The organism is Opitutales bacterium, assembly GCA_013215165.1.
Lineage (GTDB): Bacteria > Verrucomicrobiota > Verrucomicrobiia > Opitutales > JABSRG01 > JABSRG01.
This window is the reverse complement of sequence record JABSRG010000006.1, coordinates 43848-58403: the sequence shown is the minus strand read 5'-3', so window position 1 is coordinate 58403 and position 14556 is coordinate 43848. Positions and strand designations below refer to the sequence as shown.

The 14556-nt window shown below is 51.0% G+C and carries 15 protein-coding genes; 7 read left to right on the top strand and 8 right to left on the bottom strand.

The features are described 5' to 3' along the window. Positions 1-14: 14 nt before the first annotated feature. Positions 15-209: a 50S ribosomal protein L35 gene (locus HRU10_01765; GenBank protein ID NRA25959.1), complete on the bottom strand. Its 195-nt coding sequence runs from the start codon at positions 207-209 to the stop codon at positions 15-17. 100 nt (positions 210-309) lie between these two features. On the opposite strand from HRU10_01765, the gene HRU10_01760 reads away from it, so the two are divergent. Beyond that, a complete protein-coding gene (locus HRU10_01760; protein ID NRA25958.1) occupies positions 310-1089 on the top strand; it encodes a tRNA threonylcarbamoyladenosine dehydratase in 780 nt (259 codons plus the stop codon). A gap of 4 nt (positions 1090-1093) precedes the next feature. Here the strand turns inward: HRU10_01760 and HRU10_01755 are convergent, their stop codons facing one another. Beyond that, entirely contained in the window at positions 1094-1567 is a 474-nt protein-coding gene (locus HRU10_01755) for a DUF2141 domain-containing protein (GenBank protein NRA25957.1), read from the bottom strand. Positions 1568-1597: 30 nt separating this feature from the next. On the opposite strand from HRU10_01755, the gene HRU10_01750 reads away from it, so the two are divergent. The 5 genes from HRU10_01750 to HRU10_01730 all read left to right on the top strand — a co-directional run bounded on the left by HRU10_01750 (position 1598) and on the right by HRU10_01730 (position 6978). After that, positions 1598-1981, top strand: coding sequence for an RNA-binding S4 domain-containing protein (locus tag HRU10_01750; GenBank protein NRA25956.1), 384 nt, complete (start codon positions 1598-1600; stop codon positions 1979-1981). Positions 1982-2223: 242 nt separating this feature from the next. Further along, entirely contained in the window at positions 2224-3027 is an 804-nt protein-coding gene (locus HRU10_01745) for a flagellin (protein NRA25955.1), read from the top strand. A gap of 314 nt (positions 3028-3341) precedes the next feature. Further along, complete coding sequence (locus HRU10_01740; protein ID NRA25954.1) at positions 3342-4154, top strand: flagellin; 813 nt, start codon at positions 3342-3344, stop codon at positions 4152-4154. A gap of 568 nt (positions 4155-4722) precedes the next feature. Then, complete coding sequence (locus tag HRU10_01735) at positions 4723-5535, top strand: flagellin (protein NRA25953.1); 813 nt, start codon at positions 4723-4725, stop codon at positions 5533-5535. A gap of 630 nt (positions 5536-6165) precedes the next feature. Then, a complete protein-coding gene (locus tag HRU10_01730) occupies positions 6166-6978 on the top strand; it encodes a flagellin (protein ID NRA25952.1) in 813 nt (270 codons plus the stop codon). A 52-nt stretch (positions 6979-7030) separates the two neighbouring features. On the opposite strand, the gene galE is transcribed toward HRU10_01730, so the two are convergent. The 6 genes from galE to HRU10_01700 form a co-directional block, all read right to left on the bottom strand. Beyond that, entirely contained in the window at positions 7031-8020 is a 990-nt protein-coding gene (galE, locus tag HRU10_01725) for a UDP-glucose 4-epimerase GalE (GenBank protein NRA25951.1), read from the bottom strand. A 79-nt stretch (positions 8021-8099) separates the two neighbouring features. Continuing rightward, positions 8100-9446 carry a sulfatase-like hydrolase/transferase gene (locus HRU10_01720; protein ID NRA25950.1) on the bottom strand — a complete coding sequence of 449 codons (1347 nt, stop codon included), beginning with the start codon at positions 9444-9446 and terminating at the stop codon, positions 8100-8102. Positions 9447-9461: 15 nt separating this feature from the next. Continuing rightward, a complete protein-coding gene (locus HRU10_01715) occupies positions 9462-10613 on the bottom strand; it encodes a Gfo/Idh/MocA family oxidoreductase (protein ID NRA25949.1) in 1152 nt (383 codons plus the stop codon). Between the two features lie 39 nt (positions 10614-10652). Next, positions 10653-11501, bottom strand: coding sequence for a sugar phosphate isomerase/epimerase (locus tag HRU10_01710; protein ID NRA25948.1), 849 nt, complete (start codon positions 11499-11501; stop codon positions 10653-10655). Next, a complete protein-coding gene (locus HRU10_01705; protein NRA25947.1) occupies positions 11498-12487 on the bottom strand; it encodes a LacI family DNA-binding transcriptional regulator in 990 nt (329 codons plus the stop codon). The genes HRU10_01710 and HRU10_01705 overlap by 4 nt, the downstream gene beginning before the upstream one ends. Positions 12488-12494: 7 nt before the next feature. Then, positions 12495-13472, bottom strand: a complete 978-nt coding sequence (locus HRU10_01700; GenBank protein NRA25946.1) for a dihydrodipicolinate synthase family protein — start codon at positions 13470-13472, stop codon at positions 12495-12497. A 66-nt stretch (positions 13473-13538) separates the two neighbouring features. On the opposite strand from HRU10_01700, the gene HRU10_01695 reads away from it, so the two are divergent. Next, positions 13539-14543: a hydroxyacid dehydrogenase gene (locus HRU10_01695; GenBank protein NRA25945.1), complete on the top strand. Its 1005-nt coding sequence runs from the start codon at positions 13539-13541 to the stop codon at positions 14541-14543. The last annotated feature ends 13 nt before the right edge of the window (positions 14544-14556 follow it).

The window sequence follows — 14556 nt, the reverse complement described above, 5'->3', positions numbered from 1 at the left end:
GGTGATTATTGCGATTACAACCCTGGAGTGATGGCATTGCGCAAGGTTTTCGCGTGGCTTTCGGGCAGGAGCTTATCCTGTCCGGCGCGACGGCGTGCCTTGGTGGACTTAGTGCGCAGCATATGGCGGTAGCCTGGTGTGCGGCGAACGAGCTTTCGACTTCCGGTGACCTTGAATCGCTTTTTGATCGATTTGCGTGTCTTGTTCATTGGGAAACGGAAGACAAAGACACCTATTACCAGACGACTCAAGCGTAAATATCCTCTATTCTCGACACCAGGATATCATAGATACAAGAAATCCTGCGTGATTCCCCAAGAACAATCATTTCGCTTCGGTGGCATTGCTCGACTTTACGGCCAAGCTGCTTTCGAACATATCCAAAATGCCCACGTCTGTGTGGTAGGCATCGGTGGTGTAGGAACCTGGGCTGTCGAAGCATTGGCTCGGTCGGGCGTCGGCCAGCTCACTTTGGTAGATGCTGATGAAGTCTGTATCACGAATGTGAATCGCCAAATCCACGCCTTAGACGGCAGCATCGGGAAGCCAAAAGTCGCCGAGATGGCGTCGCGAATCCGCGCAATTAATCCTGAGATACGGATCGATACAGTCGAAAAATTTTATACCGAAAGCTCATCAAATAGCATCCTGTCGCCCGGCTTTGATTACTTGTTCGATGCAATTGATAGTGTGAAACACAAAGTTCATCTGTTACACAAGTGTCGTCAGCGCGACATACCAGTCATAACATCTGGAGGAGCCGGCGGACGCTGGGATCCGACACAAGTTATGGTGGAAGATCTATCACGAACCCGCAACGACCCGCTTTTATCCCTCGTTCGCAAACAGTTGCGCCAACGGCATGGCTTCCCCCGTGAGCGACGCTGGAAATTCAGGATTCCTGCGGTCTATACACCAGAAGAACCCAAATTCCCAAGAGAAGATGGCACCGTATGTGAACGGCGCGAGAAAGGCGCTGACTACCGTCTGAATTGCGACAATGGTTTTGGGACGATGAGCTCTATCACAGGAACCTTAGGATTCGCCGCAGCAGCACATATCCTGAAGGCAATCGCTCAGATCGATTGAGAGACTAGTGCAAGCGAATGTAATAAGTCGGCTGTGCGCCTGACTCCGCTGATTCCAGGCTGATCGCTGCTGCCTCAAAGCTTGGCAAACCAATGACGGCGCGCGCATTATTTGAAAAACCGTAAGGCTCGGAAGGCATGCCGAAAAGCCCGAGATCCAGCTCATCGTTCTCATTGAGATCATGATATACTGCTACGACATAGAAGCCCTCCCCAGGATGATCCATAGATACACTCATCGTCGCCGCACTTTTATTAACAACTATATTTTTGTGTGCGGCAGGACGTTGAGCTTTCATTTGATCCAAAGAACTAAAAAACGCTATGCGCAACACGCCTCTGGCCTCGCGAAAAGACTTACTCTCAAGCTCCAGTTTTAAACTAGGCACTCTCGGCGCTTCAGCTCTCAGGCAGTTGCACCACAATAACAATAAGGCAATCGCGACTTGAAAAACACTTCTATGAGTTAATAGCCTCATCACTCAAAATACTCGATTTTGGATTCTGTTATACCTAGTCAGACAAAAAAGCTCCGCATAGACAAGTGGCTTTGGGCAGTCCGTATTTTCAAGACAAGATCCTTAGCGACCGATGCCTGCAAAGGGGGTCATGTAAAACTTGAGGGACAGCGACTCAAACCTTCCCATTGCGTAAAAATAGGTGAGATATATTCCGTCGAGCGAGCGGGAAACGCACTCACGATTGAGGTAGCCGGATTACTTGAAAAGCGGCTTTCCGCCTCTCAGGTGGCCCCGTTCCTTATAGACCACACGCCCCCCGCGCCTCCGAAGACCGAAAAGCTTGACCGCGATTTTCCTCACCTAATGCGGCCCAGAGGCGCCGGACGCCCCACCAAGAAAGAACGCCGCGAAATCGACTCTTTTTTCGGATAGTTTAGAAACGGGAATATACCTCATAGAAACATGCGGAAGCACTGATCACACACTACCGCGCTCGTCATCCTGCAAGTAAGATCATCTTTTCGACAAAAAATCCTCTTTTCTGTTAAAGGCCCCCCCCGTGGCCAGCGAGTTATAAGGTGTTCCGACAAGGAGGTCAGAACCAGGAAGCTCAAACCTGAAAAATCTGGGCACGCTGCACCAAGGATGGTGCGCAAAAAATCACGGAGGATATAATGTCACTAGTAATTAATACTAATTCGGCGGCCAGCGCGGCAGCCCTTAATCTAAGTCACTCAAATCAAAGTCTACAGAAGAGCCTGGCTCGTTTATCCAGCGGCTCAAAAATCGTTTCACCAGCCGATGATGCTGGAGGCCTCGCAGTCAGCCTAAAGATCACTGCGACAATTAACCGCACCAAAGCGCTTAAAAATAACCTGCAGAACAGTATTTCGTTCCTGCAGACTCAGGATGGTGCATTGAAAAACGCGGCTCAGATCCTAGATCGGATGTCTGAATTGCGAATAATGGCAGAGGATGTCGCAAAAAGTAGCACAGACATCTCAAACTATAACGCAGAGTTCACCGAACTTCAGGATCAGCTCACCAACCTGACTAACGAGGAGTTCAATGGCGTGAATCTCTTCGTGAATGGTGGAAACACGCTATCCACCATTGTTACCGAAGGTGGTGGTCAAACTGTTGATTTGAGTCAGGCAGACCTCGCCGGCACGACAAACACCATCACATCAGCGGCCGGAATTACATCGCTCACAGTGACGGATGTTGTCACCGCCATCGAAGATGTAGCCACAATGCGAGCAGTGAACGGCGCGACTTCGAGCCGCATCAATTTCTCGATCGATATGCTATCGGTCAATTCAATCAATCTGGAGGCTGCGAACAGCAGGATTAAAGACACGGATGTCGCCGAAGAATCCACAATGTTCGCCAGGTATAATATCCTGGTTCAGTCGGGCACCGCCATGCTGGCACAGGCCAACTCATCTTCAGAGGCCGCACTCCGGCTCCTTGGATAAGCAACATCAAAATAGTGACACTGCGGGGGGGCACGGCCCTGGTCGTTCCCCCCCGTCCAAGGAGTCGAAGGACTTTAAACTGAGCGTCATCTCTACGCGCTCTCTACCCCTATCTTTGCTCAATATCGCAATCGGCCGTATGCGGCCACCAAACCATAGAATCATCTAAGAATGTATTAACTCAACGATTTGTTATAATTTTCCAAATTTTGGACACGGATGTCCAAAAAGGGTGTGCTGACCACCCAGGATAAAACGTCGGCAATTCTTAGTGACACGGAAGTCACTAAATCCAATCACGGAGGATCAACCACATTTCCATGGTAATCAACACAAACGTCGGCGCATCAGTCGGCGCAAATAACCTGAACGGGAGCACCAAAATGTTCCAAAAGAGCCTAGCACGGCTCTCAAGTGGATCAAAAATCGTCAGCCCATCTGACGATGCTGGTGGCCTAGCAGTATCACTCAAGATCACTGCTGCACTCAACAGAACGAAAAAGGTAAAGGAAAACCTCATGAACTCCATCTCCTTCCTGCAGACGCAGGACGGAGCGCTGAAGACAGCAACAAATATACTCGATCGTATCTCCGAGCTAAAAGTGATGTATGATGACGTCACCAAAAGCTCAGAGGACAAATCAAATTACGATTCAGAGTTTACGGAGCTTGTCGCTCAGCTGAATAACCTCGACGACGAGGAGTTCAACGGAGTCAACCTATTCGCAGCCGCAGATGGAGCTCTATCTGTCGCGACTACCGAACAAGGAGGAGGTAGCATCATCATATCTCAGGCCGACTTCAACCAGGCCAGTTCTAACGTAGCGACCGTAACGGGCACCAGCTCACTGACTAGCATCACGGTGACGAACATCACCGACGCTATTCAGGAAGTAGCCACACAACGTGCGGTGAACGGTGCCCAGGTATCCCGCCTACAATTCGCGATCGATACGCTGTCAACCAACAGCCTGAATCTCGAAGCCGCGAATAGTCGAATAAAGGATACTGATGTAGCCGAGGAATCTACAGCATTCGCTCGATACAACATCCTCGTTCAGTCAGGCACAGCGATGCTCGCTCAGGCCAACTCGTCCCAGCAGTCTGCCCTCCGGCTCCTCGGGTAGGTCATCAGACCTTTAAGGACTTCTTACACGATGACGGAATAGACAATGAGAAGGTAAAGAGGGCTCTGGGTGACGTCCGATCCGCCACCCACCCTCGCCTCCCTCTCCTGAATCAGCCGTCTCCGCCAGGCATCATAGCCGGGCCACACCGGATCCATTACCCGATCCACCCAACCTGTTCTTTGAAAAGTCTAGCCAGGAGCGACTAGAGAGTTCGCATCACCTCACAGATCGACCCTTATGGATCTGTGGGCCCAATGGAGCGCGGTGCTTAGCCACCGCCTACTCCCACACCAAAGAACTCTTCAGCCGCTCCTGCGGAATCTACCTTGAGGTTGTTTTACGCTCAAGGGCAGCGGCTTCGTATCCGTGGCTGTCCGACTACAATCATTCTTCCGCCTGATGCTGCACACATCCAAGTTGAGCGAGCGCAGCCTAGCCCGGCATTATCCGAGCTAAGCCCGTGCCTGATCGACTTCCAAAGCAAGGACGCTTTGGAGGGGTGCCGATCCCCTGTCTCCCTATCGGTCCCTCACAGCGGGTTGCTGTGAATCACGGAAGAATAACAATGTCGATGGTAATCAACACGAATGCCGCTGCCTCTACAGCAGCGAACAACCTCAACACAAGCAACGCTATGTTCAAGCGTAGCTTAGCTCGTCTGTCTAGTGGACAGAAAATCAGCTCCCCAGCCGATGATGCCGGTGGACTCGCAGTATCCATGAAAATGACTGCTGCCATTAACCGGACTCAAAAGGTCAACGAGAACATTCAGAACTCTATCTCATTCCTGCAGACTCAGGACGGAGCACTGAAAACCGCAACCAACATCCTCGACCGGATCTCGGAGTTGAAGACTATGTTCTCAGACGTCACTAAGTCAGCCGATGACAAGGCCAACTATGATACTGAGTTCACTGAGTTAAAGGCTCAGCTCAACAATCTAGATGACGAGCAATTCAACGGGGTTAACCTGTTCGCTGCTGCTGATGGAGCACTCACGGTAGCCACCACTGAAACAGGTGGGGGCGCAGTCACCGTCTCACAAGCTGACTTTAATCAAGCCAGCTCAGATGTGGCCACGATTACCGCAGCTGCTTCATTAGCTAATGTCACCGTGACCAACGTCACAGACGCGATCCAGGAAGTCGCGACTCAACGCGCCGTAAATGGTGCGCAGACCTCACGCCTCCAGTTCGCTTCACAGACCCTCAACACGAACAAGGTCAATCTCGAAGCCGCGAATAGCCGTATCGCTGATACAGATATCGCCGCTGAATCTACCGCGTTCGCCCGATACAACATCCTGGTCCAGTCTGGAACCGCGATGCTTGCTCAGGCGAACTCGAGCCAACAGAGCGCTCTGAGACTTCTCGGATAAGCTCTTCTCCGTCAGGCATCGGGTCCACGATCGGGACCCGATGTTCTGACTGACTTTACCACAATCGACCACGACCATCACATCTAGGATCCGCAACCATCTGGATCCTTCTTCCAACCACGACCTATTCGGAGCAGACACAGACTGCGATGCGGGAGACCATTGCACTCCAGAATCGTCTGCTCCTGCCGACTTAATGCGCGGCCACAGTAAACAAACCCAAAGTGCCAACCTCTCACCCCGTTCTTTGATAAACATTTCTTGCAATCCTCCTAACGCATTTGCGGATGCTGAACCGATTTAAATCGGCAAGTACTTTCGCTGGGAGACAACCACGCGTTATTCCAGATTGCAGAAAACAGAACACTCGACTCCAGAGGCATACTCTGTAGCGGGTGCACCCGGTGGGCGTATTCTCGTCACACCTTACCTCGACGATCATTCCCTATGGATTGTTGCCAACATCCAAGTTGAGCACGTGGAGTATGATGAAATTCAGACATTTGTTCTATCTGAAATTCATTCTGCCACAGGTTTCCGGAGCACGGATGCTCCGATTGGGGCGCCAATCCCCGCAACGTCTATTGGCCCTGGGCAGCAGGGAGCTGCCACGAATCAAGGAAGATCGTTATGTCGATGGTAATCAATACAAACACCGGTGCATCTACTGCAGCGAATAACCTCAACTCCAGCAGTGCCATGTTCAGGAAGAGCTTGGCACGGTTGTCTAGCGGTTCAAAAATCGCATCACCCTCCGATGACGCGGGCGGTCTTGCGGTTTCTATGAAGATGACTGCAGCCATTAACCGGACACAAAAGGTTAATGAAAACATTCAGAACTCTATCTCGTTCCTGCAAACACAGGACGGTGCTCTGAAGACTGCTACAAACATCCTCGATCGGATATCTGAGCTCAAGGTCATGTATGATGACGTCACCAAGTCAGCTGACGACAAGGCCAATTATGACTCAGAGTTCACCGAACTGGTAGCTCAACTCAACAACCTGGACGACGAGCAGTTCAACGGCGTTAACCTCTTTGCCGCGGCAGACGGGGCACTCAGTGTTGCAACAACTGAAACAGGCGGAGGAGCAGTCACCATCTCCCAAGCTGACTTCAATCAAGCAAGCTCTGATGTAGCCACCATCACTGCGGCAAGCTCTCTGACCAGCGTCACGGTCACGAACGTGACAGATGCCATTCAGGAAGTAGCCACTCAGCGCGCTGTGAACGGAGCGCAGACATCACGTCTGCAATTCGCTTCAGAGACCCTGAACACAAACAAGGTTAACCTCGAAGCTGCAAATAGCCGTATCATCGATACGGACATCGCGGCGGAGTCGACAGCGTTTGCTAAGTATAACATCCTAGTTCAGTCTGGAACTGCGATGCTTGCCCAAGCGAACTCAAGCCAACAGAGCGCTCTGAGACTACTCGGATAAGCTCTTTCATTCAACGCCGAGCGGGCCCTCCTCGCTCGGCGTTTTTTGTTTACTAGGCTCGAAACCCATCGGGATGAGCCGCGTGCCATTCCCAGGCAGAAGCGACGATCGCTTCGATGTCATCAAATTCAATTTCCCACCCCAGCTCGCTGACCGCCTTAGAATTATCAGCATACAACGCTGGCGGGTCACCAGCACGGCGTTCGGTTTCGACCACCGGTACCGTTTTCCCAGTTACCCGTTCCACTGCGGTTATCACCTCACGAACTGAAGCTGGCTTACCCGTGCCGAGATTATAAAACAGAGCCACGCTTGGCTCGGGAAGTTTATCAAAGACCGCGATATGTGCACGGGACAGGTCGTCGACATGCACATAATCACGCAAACAGGTGCCATCGGGCGTCGGATAATCCGTTCCGAAAATCTTGATATTTTCCCGGCGTCCCATCGCGGCATCAAACACCAACGGAATGAGGTGTGTTTCAGGATCATGGTGCTCTCCGATTTCTCCGCCTGCAGCTGCACCCGCAGCATTAAAATAGCGGAACGCCGCAAAGCTCAACCCATAGGCTCGAGCGTAATTCTTGAGCGTAAACTCCATATCCAACTTGGTCTGCCCGTACGGATTGATCGGCGACTGCGGCGTATCCTCAGTAATCGGGAGCTTGTCCGGCTCACCATAGGTGGCACAGGTCGAAGAAAAGACAAAACGCTTCACCCCTGCGTCTAACATCGCATCTAGCAGACCGAGCGTCGCAACGACGTTGTTGTGATAATACTTGCGCGGATCGGTAACCGATTCGCCTACGTAAGCATAAGCCGCGAAGTGCATCACCACATCGATCGCCTCCCGCTTCAAAATCTCCCCCACTGCAGCCGTGTCGCCTAGATTTACCGTGTAGAAAGGAATCTCGGGACTCACCGCCGCACGATGCCCGTAGACTAAATTGTCCAAGACCACAGGCGTGTGCCCCGCACATTCCAGCTGCTTCACACAATGACTCCCGATATACCCAGCTCCGCCGACGACTAGCACTTTCATTAACAATAGTCTTTAGTTAACTCCCACCGGGCGTAACAGACTAAAAAACCTGAAAATTCACTGGCGTCCCAATTTTCTATCAATGCCGTCTGTCAAAAAAAGCATCTCCCTGTGATTCACAATGCGTTTTCAAAAGTCGGCGGTGTTCATCTAAGATTGAAGATAGACTCCCTCCGGTATCACTCGCCAACAAGTTAAGCATCTCACCTGGGTCTTCATGAAGATCTGTTAGAGACTCCTCTAGATCATCCGAGGTCGGCGCGCGATAGGCACAATATTTGTAACGTTCAGTTCGCAGCATACGCCCGTCAACTTTCGCATCTGAACTGCCCAGGTCCGCGCCTTGAGCAAAGCAGGTCTCAGATACGATAAACTCTCGATCATTCTCCGAATTCAAACCGAGAACGTCGACGCCTGGATAGTCTTCCGATAGTTGAACGCCCGCTGCCGCACAGAGAGTCGGCATGAGATCGATACCATTTTGTATCAAAGCTTTACTCTCACCAGGTTCTACCACACCGGGCCAACGGATCATGAAGGGAACTTTCGTAGACTCGTCGTACAATGTCGTTTTTTGATTCCATCCATGGGCTCCCTGCATATCGCCATGGTCCGAAGTAAATACCACCACGGTGTTCTCCGCTAAACCACGACGCTGAAGCTCCTCAAGAAGACGGCCGATTTCGCGATCAATCGATTCGACCATACGATAATACGCCCAGCGATAAGCTCGCCACTCTTCTTCCCCAAAATGACCCACAGGAAATGTATTCGTCGCCTGATACGCTTCTCGCAAATCTGCCAAAATCTGAGGCCGTCCATGCTGGTCTGAGTGATTAGACCTAAGGGGGGGACGATCTGAAAGATGTGGTGGTGATCCAACATCGATATCAGGGAAAGCACCTGTCTCAGGAGAGCGTGCCCATTCACAAATGTTGTGCGGATTGTTAAACGAGGCGACCAAGAAAAACGGATCAGATCGTTCCTCGTCCAGAAACTTAACGGCCGCGTCTACATTGTGTGCATCGGCGCCGTTAGACCTGATATTATCGACGTAACGAAACCCGTGTATGTCTGCATGCCTCCCGGCAGAGTAACACAGGTGCCATTTTCCGACATAACCCGTATCATAGCCAGCGTCCGTTAGGACTTTACCCATGCAGGGCACCGAAGAGAGATCCTTCTTGGAATCATTGTTTACCATCACCCCGATCTTATGGGGGTAGCGCCCAGTAAAAAGGGAATTGCGTGATGGAACGCAGAGCGGGTGCGCGCAATACGCGTTCTCAAAGGCAAGGCTCTCTCGGGATAAAAGATCCAGTGCGGGTGTATCCAAAAACCCTCCTTCTATTTTGTGACCTAGAGCATCTGCGCTCTGTTGGTCGGTCATGATGAGAAGGATATTGGGCTTTTGGATAGGATTCACGATAATTTTGTCTTATTAGGCAGATGGGGCATTCACGTCTACCCACTTTCTTTCCTCCCAAGACTCGATCCCTTTTTCTGCCAGTTCAACTCCTTTTGCACCTTCGAATAAATCCCAGGTGAATGGATCGTCGAGCAGCACATGGCGCAGGAACAATTCCCATTGGGTCTTAAATGCGTTGTCGTATGTCTCCTGTTCGGGCACTTTGGCCCATCCGTCGAAGAACTTGATAGGTTGATCGATATCGGGATTCCAAACCGGTTTCGGCGTGTTGCCATAGTGTTGGGTCCAACAGTCGCGCAAGCCCGCTACAGCCGAGCCATGCGTCCCATCAACCTGCAAGGTCAGTAGATCATCACGCCGCACACGAACATTCCACGAAGAATTGATGTGAGCAATCACGCCGCCCTCCAGCTCGAAGGTTGCGTAAGCTGAGTCGTCAGCGGTGCAGGTGTAAGTCTCTCCAGCTTCGTCTACCCGCTGAGAAATGTGCGTTGCGCCTCTGCATGAAACGCTCTTTACCGCACCAAAGACGTGATCGAGCACGTATCGCCAGTGGCAGAGCATATCCACAATGATGCCGCCGCCATCTTCTTTGCGATAGTTCCATGAAGGTCTTTGGGCAGGAATGTTTTGTCCCTCGAATACCCAATAGCCGAACTCACCCCGGACTGACAGGATCTTGCCGAAGAAGCCCTGCTCTTTGAGCCGCTTCAATTTCATGATGCCCGGCAGCCATAGTTTATCCTGTACCACACCATGCTTCACACCGGCATTTTGGCATATTTCAGCGAGTTTGATGGCGTCCTCGGTCGTTACTGCAGTAGGTTTTTCACAGTATACGTGCTTTCCAGCCTCCGCAGCTTTTTTAACCGCCTCAAACCGACGCAATGTCGTCTGCGCGTCAAAATAGACTGTGTAAGCATCGTCTTTTAGACATGCATCCAGGTCTGTCGACCACTTGGTGAAACCGGACAACGCTGCGAGCTCTTTGAGCTTATTCTCATTACGCCCAACCAAAATTGGATCTGGCATAATGGTTTCATTGTCGGAGATGCGCACGCCGCCTTGGTCCCTAATAGCCATAACCGACCGCAACAGATGCTGGTTTTTACCCATCCGCCCGGTGACGCCGTTCATAATGATCCCTATTTTGTGTTCTTTCATAATTTATATCCTTCTGATTTTTATTGTTCTATCGTGCCCTCAATGACTGGGTTCGAGGTAATGCACTCGATAACTCTCGACGATTTCGTCCAAGAAAGCTTCCTGACTCTCAGCCCACCATTTCTTCGAGAAAATCTCGACCTCGCGGAATCCTCCGTTCTTTAAGAAATTGGTTTCACGCATCCACAGATCGAACTCCCTCAATGCAATGCATCCTTCACCCATAATACCGCGGTCTTGGAGCAAGTCCGCCATATCGGGCTTAAAATCACATACATGGTAAGCAAAAAGTTGCTGGGCCGCGGCCATCTGCTGAAATTTTTCCCGCAAACCACGTTCCCACCAGACGTGATAAGTATCCACAGCGATACCAACTAAAGGATCGCGTATCGCATCGCACACAGCCATGGCATCGTCTAAGCATGCAATCGCTGAACGATCTCCAGCATACATGGGGTGTAAGGGCTCGATTGCTAATTTGATCCCTGAGTCTCGCGCCGATGGCAGAATGCTACTGACACCAGCAAGAATCTGTTCGAAATTCTCCTCAGGAGTTTGTTGGGGAGTCGCCCCACAAACGAGGACGATCATAGGTAAGCCAAGGGCTGCACACTCACTCAGTCTCGCAAGGTTTTGTTTGACCGCGTTATCACGTTCTTCAGGCGTTCGCCCAGTGAAGAAGCCGCCACGCACATAACTTACTCCCGTTAATCCACTGTCCACTAGGTGCCTACGGACCTGTTTCAAGTCTTCGCCTTCAACGGTCTCCTTCCAGATTGAAATTCCACCTATTCCGCGTCGGGCATAGTGCTCGATACACTCATTAATTGACCAAGGCTTATTGGTCATTGTATGCACAGCCATGCTGCTTAGGTCGACGTCACTCATGTTGTACCTCCAGGAATTAATTTTCCGTCCAATTTAAGCTGAAGCAGGCCCTCTTCTCTCTCAATCACGCGACGAACAAGCCACTCGCCAGCTCGATACCCGAAGCTCTTCACCGGCATGTCGACTGTTGTGATAAGAGGATAAGACAGGGGACGGACCGGCGAATTATCAAAACCAGTGAGCATTACATTTTCGGGTGTTTTACACCCCATCGCCCGAAGCCGCTGCGCCAAACACAACGCCGTCATGTCGTTGTATCCGATGAATACATCCACGCCACGTTCCAGAAGCACCGTCAAATCACTTTCCGTGATTTGGTCTGGCCCAGAGAAACTGAGAACATCTCTGCGCAAGCTGAAAGAAATGCCTGCTAAATCCAGCGCATGTTTCAGGCCTGCCTGCCTCTCCCTCATAACTTGAGATTTTTTACCGATCTGAACAAAAACGGGGTGCATATTCTCACGCCGTGACAACAAATGCTCCACGATCAGCTGCATCCCAGAGAAGTGGTCCCCTGTGATGTAGTTGGAACCCTCTACTGTTCGATTGAGAAAGAGGATTGGAACGCGGTGCTTATTCAGCTTTTCAAGCACACCACTTGGCGGCTCGCAAAATGCGAAGATAAACGCATCCACATCCCCTCCCTTTTTATGAGAGAAGGGTTGGAAATCGGGCGTCAACGTCTCGGCAATTAATTGTACCCGGCACGGATCTGCTCCCTCGACAATCGCTTCAGCCAATTCCCCGAAATCATAAAACAGCTGGAGCGAGCGATCCTGGAACATGGGAAGGACCAGCTTAACATTGAGAATGGCACGTTCACGTTGCTTTCTGATGCGGCGAGGAGTGTAGCCCATCTCCTCGGCTTTTGACTGAATGGTGGTCACCAGATCATGCTCGATCAGCTGACTTTCATTTAATCCACGTGAAACTGTGCTCGCAGATACGCCCAGCTCTTTCGCGATATCGTAAATGGTTATCTTCATACCTAGCTCACGCTATCTCGTAACCCAGACGTAACGCGCAGTCCTTCAAAATGCCTACTTCCCACTCAGGGCGCGCGGGTGATTCAGGATGCGTTTTATCCGTCGGAATTCTACCGAGCAGGTGTTGGAAGACCGCACAGCTATGCTTATACGCAGGAACTGAATGGCGGAATGCAATATTCCCGAGGTATTGCAATGCGTCCGCGAGCTCATAGTAGCTCGAATCACCCGCAGCCCACAGACGATCCCGCTCAGCAAATTTCTCAGGGCAGAATGCCGCCAAGCCAAGCAAGTAATCAGAGCCGTATTCAATCATATTAATTCCCAGGTCGTTACCCGTGTAGATCCTGAAATCCGGTCGCACTGCATCACGTAATGCCAAGCGGTTCAGCTCGATTTTACGATCGAGCGAAGAGTGCTTGATACCCTTAAGCTCAGGTATCGACATGAGGCCTCGGATAGTCTCTTCGTCATAGATCATACCATTCGGGGCGAATATTTTGCCTAGCTCAAAGCCAATGACTGCTGGATAACCTCGGCAAATTTCCGAATACAGATTAATCACCTCATCAGGGCTCCATGAATGAAATCTTGTCGTCTGGAAAAGAATCGGAGTCCCTCCTTTAGCAACGATCGCATCCGCCTGATCGCGATAGAGTCCCACTAAATCGCCCTCCTTGCCCTCAACAAATACGCCCGCGACAAAACCTGCGTCACCCAAAACACCTGCAGCAAAATCGAGGATTTCAGCCCGCTCAGCATCCGAGATCAGATTAGCGTAACCGGTGTCCATGTTGATCGCGCAGGCGAGGCCGGCGTCGCGAGTGCGCACGAGAGCCTGCGCGAATGCATCCCAAGCCACGCCACCGTCAGCTTCGAAAGGAAGCAAACAAGCCGCCATGCCCTCAATTTGTCGACGTGGCTTGATCTGCTCTTGCCACCCATGAACCGTGTTTAAATCTGAGTTATTCGATGTCGTTTTCATTTGTTGCATGCAATCCATTGCCAATTTTTAATTGCATGCAACTTCTAAGGTCACTTTTTAATAGTAATGTCTACACAGCGCCACATTCTCGCCCTCCTTTCAGCAGATTCAGCCGAGAAAATATACGGTCCGGAGGTCCGCAAAGTGTTCAGCTCCTACTCATGGTCTGACCCATTCCGTCATGACGGAGATTGGAAACGGGCTACGGAGGATGATTTGGAACAGTGCCAAATCATCCTGGGTGGTTGGGGTTCACCGTGTTTAGACTCGGACCTACTGAGTAAAATTCCCAACCTCGAGCTCGTTCTTTACGGAGCAGGCACCGTCCGATCGATAACTTCGGATGCCTTCTGGGATCGACAAATCCCTATCTGCTCTGCCGTGTCCGCGAACGCAATACCTGTGGCCGACTTTACCCTAGCGCAGATCATCCTTGGCCTTAAGCAGGCCTTTCAGACTGTAGGCCTACACCATGGTGAGAAACATACGCGAATCCGTGAGATCCCCTATACCAGAACATACCAGGCCAAGGTGGGCATTGTATCACTCGGGAATATCGGACGTTTGGTAGCAGAAAGGCTCCAGCCCTTTGATCTGGAAGTATTCGCTTATGATCCCTTCGTCTCTCGGAGTGATGCAGATCGACTCGGAGTAAATATGGTGGATCTGGACACCCTGTTTAAGACCTGTGATGCAGTCTCTGTCCATACACCTGAGCTCCCAGAAACTTTTGGGCTGATCGGTTATCCCCTGCTTGCGTCCATGCCGCGCGGGAGTGTTTTTATCAATACCTCTCGCGGATCCGTCATTAATGAACCTGAAATGATCCGTGCTCTAACAGAACGCCCGGACATCCAGGCCCTACTTGATGTAACCTTTCCAGAGCCTGCACCTCCAGACTCACCTCTTAGAAAACTCCCCAATGTTTTTCTAACACCACATATCTCTGGTTCTCATGGCCGCGAGTGTCATCGTATGGGATATTATATGCAACAGGACCTGGAAAACTATCTGGCGGGACGTCCTCTCAGCTACCAGATAAGCCACACACAATTCCTCCGCAGTGCCTAGGCACAAACTCATT

Coding starts and splice junctions, on each gene's coding strand:
- HRU10_01710 (NRA25948.1), bottom strand. CDS start 11,501: ATGAGTGACGTCGACCTAAGCAGCATGGCTGTGCATACAATGACCAAT.
- galE (NRA25951.1), bottom strand. CDS start 8,020: ATGAAAGTGCTAGTCGTCGGCGGAGCTGGGTATATCGGGAGTCATTGT.
- HRU10_01745 (NRA25955.1), top strand. CDS start 2,224: ATGTCACTAGTAATTAATACTAATTCGGCGGCCAGCGCGGCAGCCCTT.
- HRU10_01695 (NRA25945.1), top strand. CDS start 13,539: ATGTCTACACAGCGCCACATTCTCGCCCTCCTTTCAGCAGATTCAGCC.
- HRU10_01705 (NRA25947.1), bottom strand. CDS start 12,487: ATGAAGATAACCATTTACGATATCGCGAAAGAGCTGGGCGTATCTGCG.
- HRU10_01735 (NRA25953.1), top strand. CDS start 4,723: ATGTCGATGGTAATCAACACGAATGCCGCTGCCTCTACAGCAGCGAAC.
- HRU10_01765 (NRA25959.1), bottom strand. CDS start 209: ATGAACAAGACACGCAAATCGATCAAAAAGCGATTCAAGGTCACCGGA.
- HRU10_01715 (NRA25949.1), bottom strand. CDS start 10,613: ATGAAAGAACACAAAATAGGGATCATTATGAACGGCGTCACCGGGCGG.
- HRU10_01730 (NRA25952.1), top strand. CDS start 6,166: ATGTCGATGGTAATCAATACAAACACCGGTGCATCTACTGCAGCGAAT.
- HRU10_01700 (NRA25946.1), bottom strand. CDS start 13,472: ATGAAAACGACATCGAATAACTCAGATTTAAACACGGTTCATGGGTGG.
- HRU10_01755 (NRA25957.1), bottom strand. CDS start 1,567: ATGAGGCTATTAACTCATAGAAGTGTTTTTCAAGTCGCGATTGCCTTA.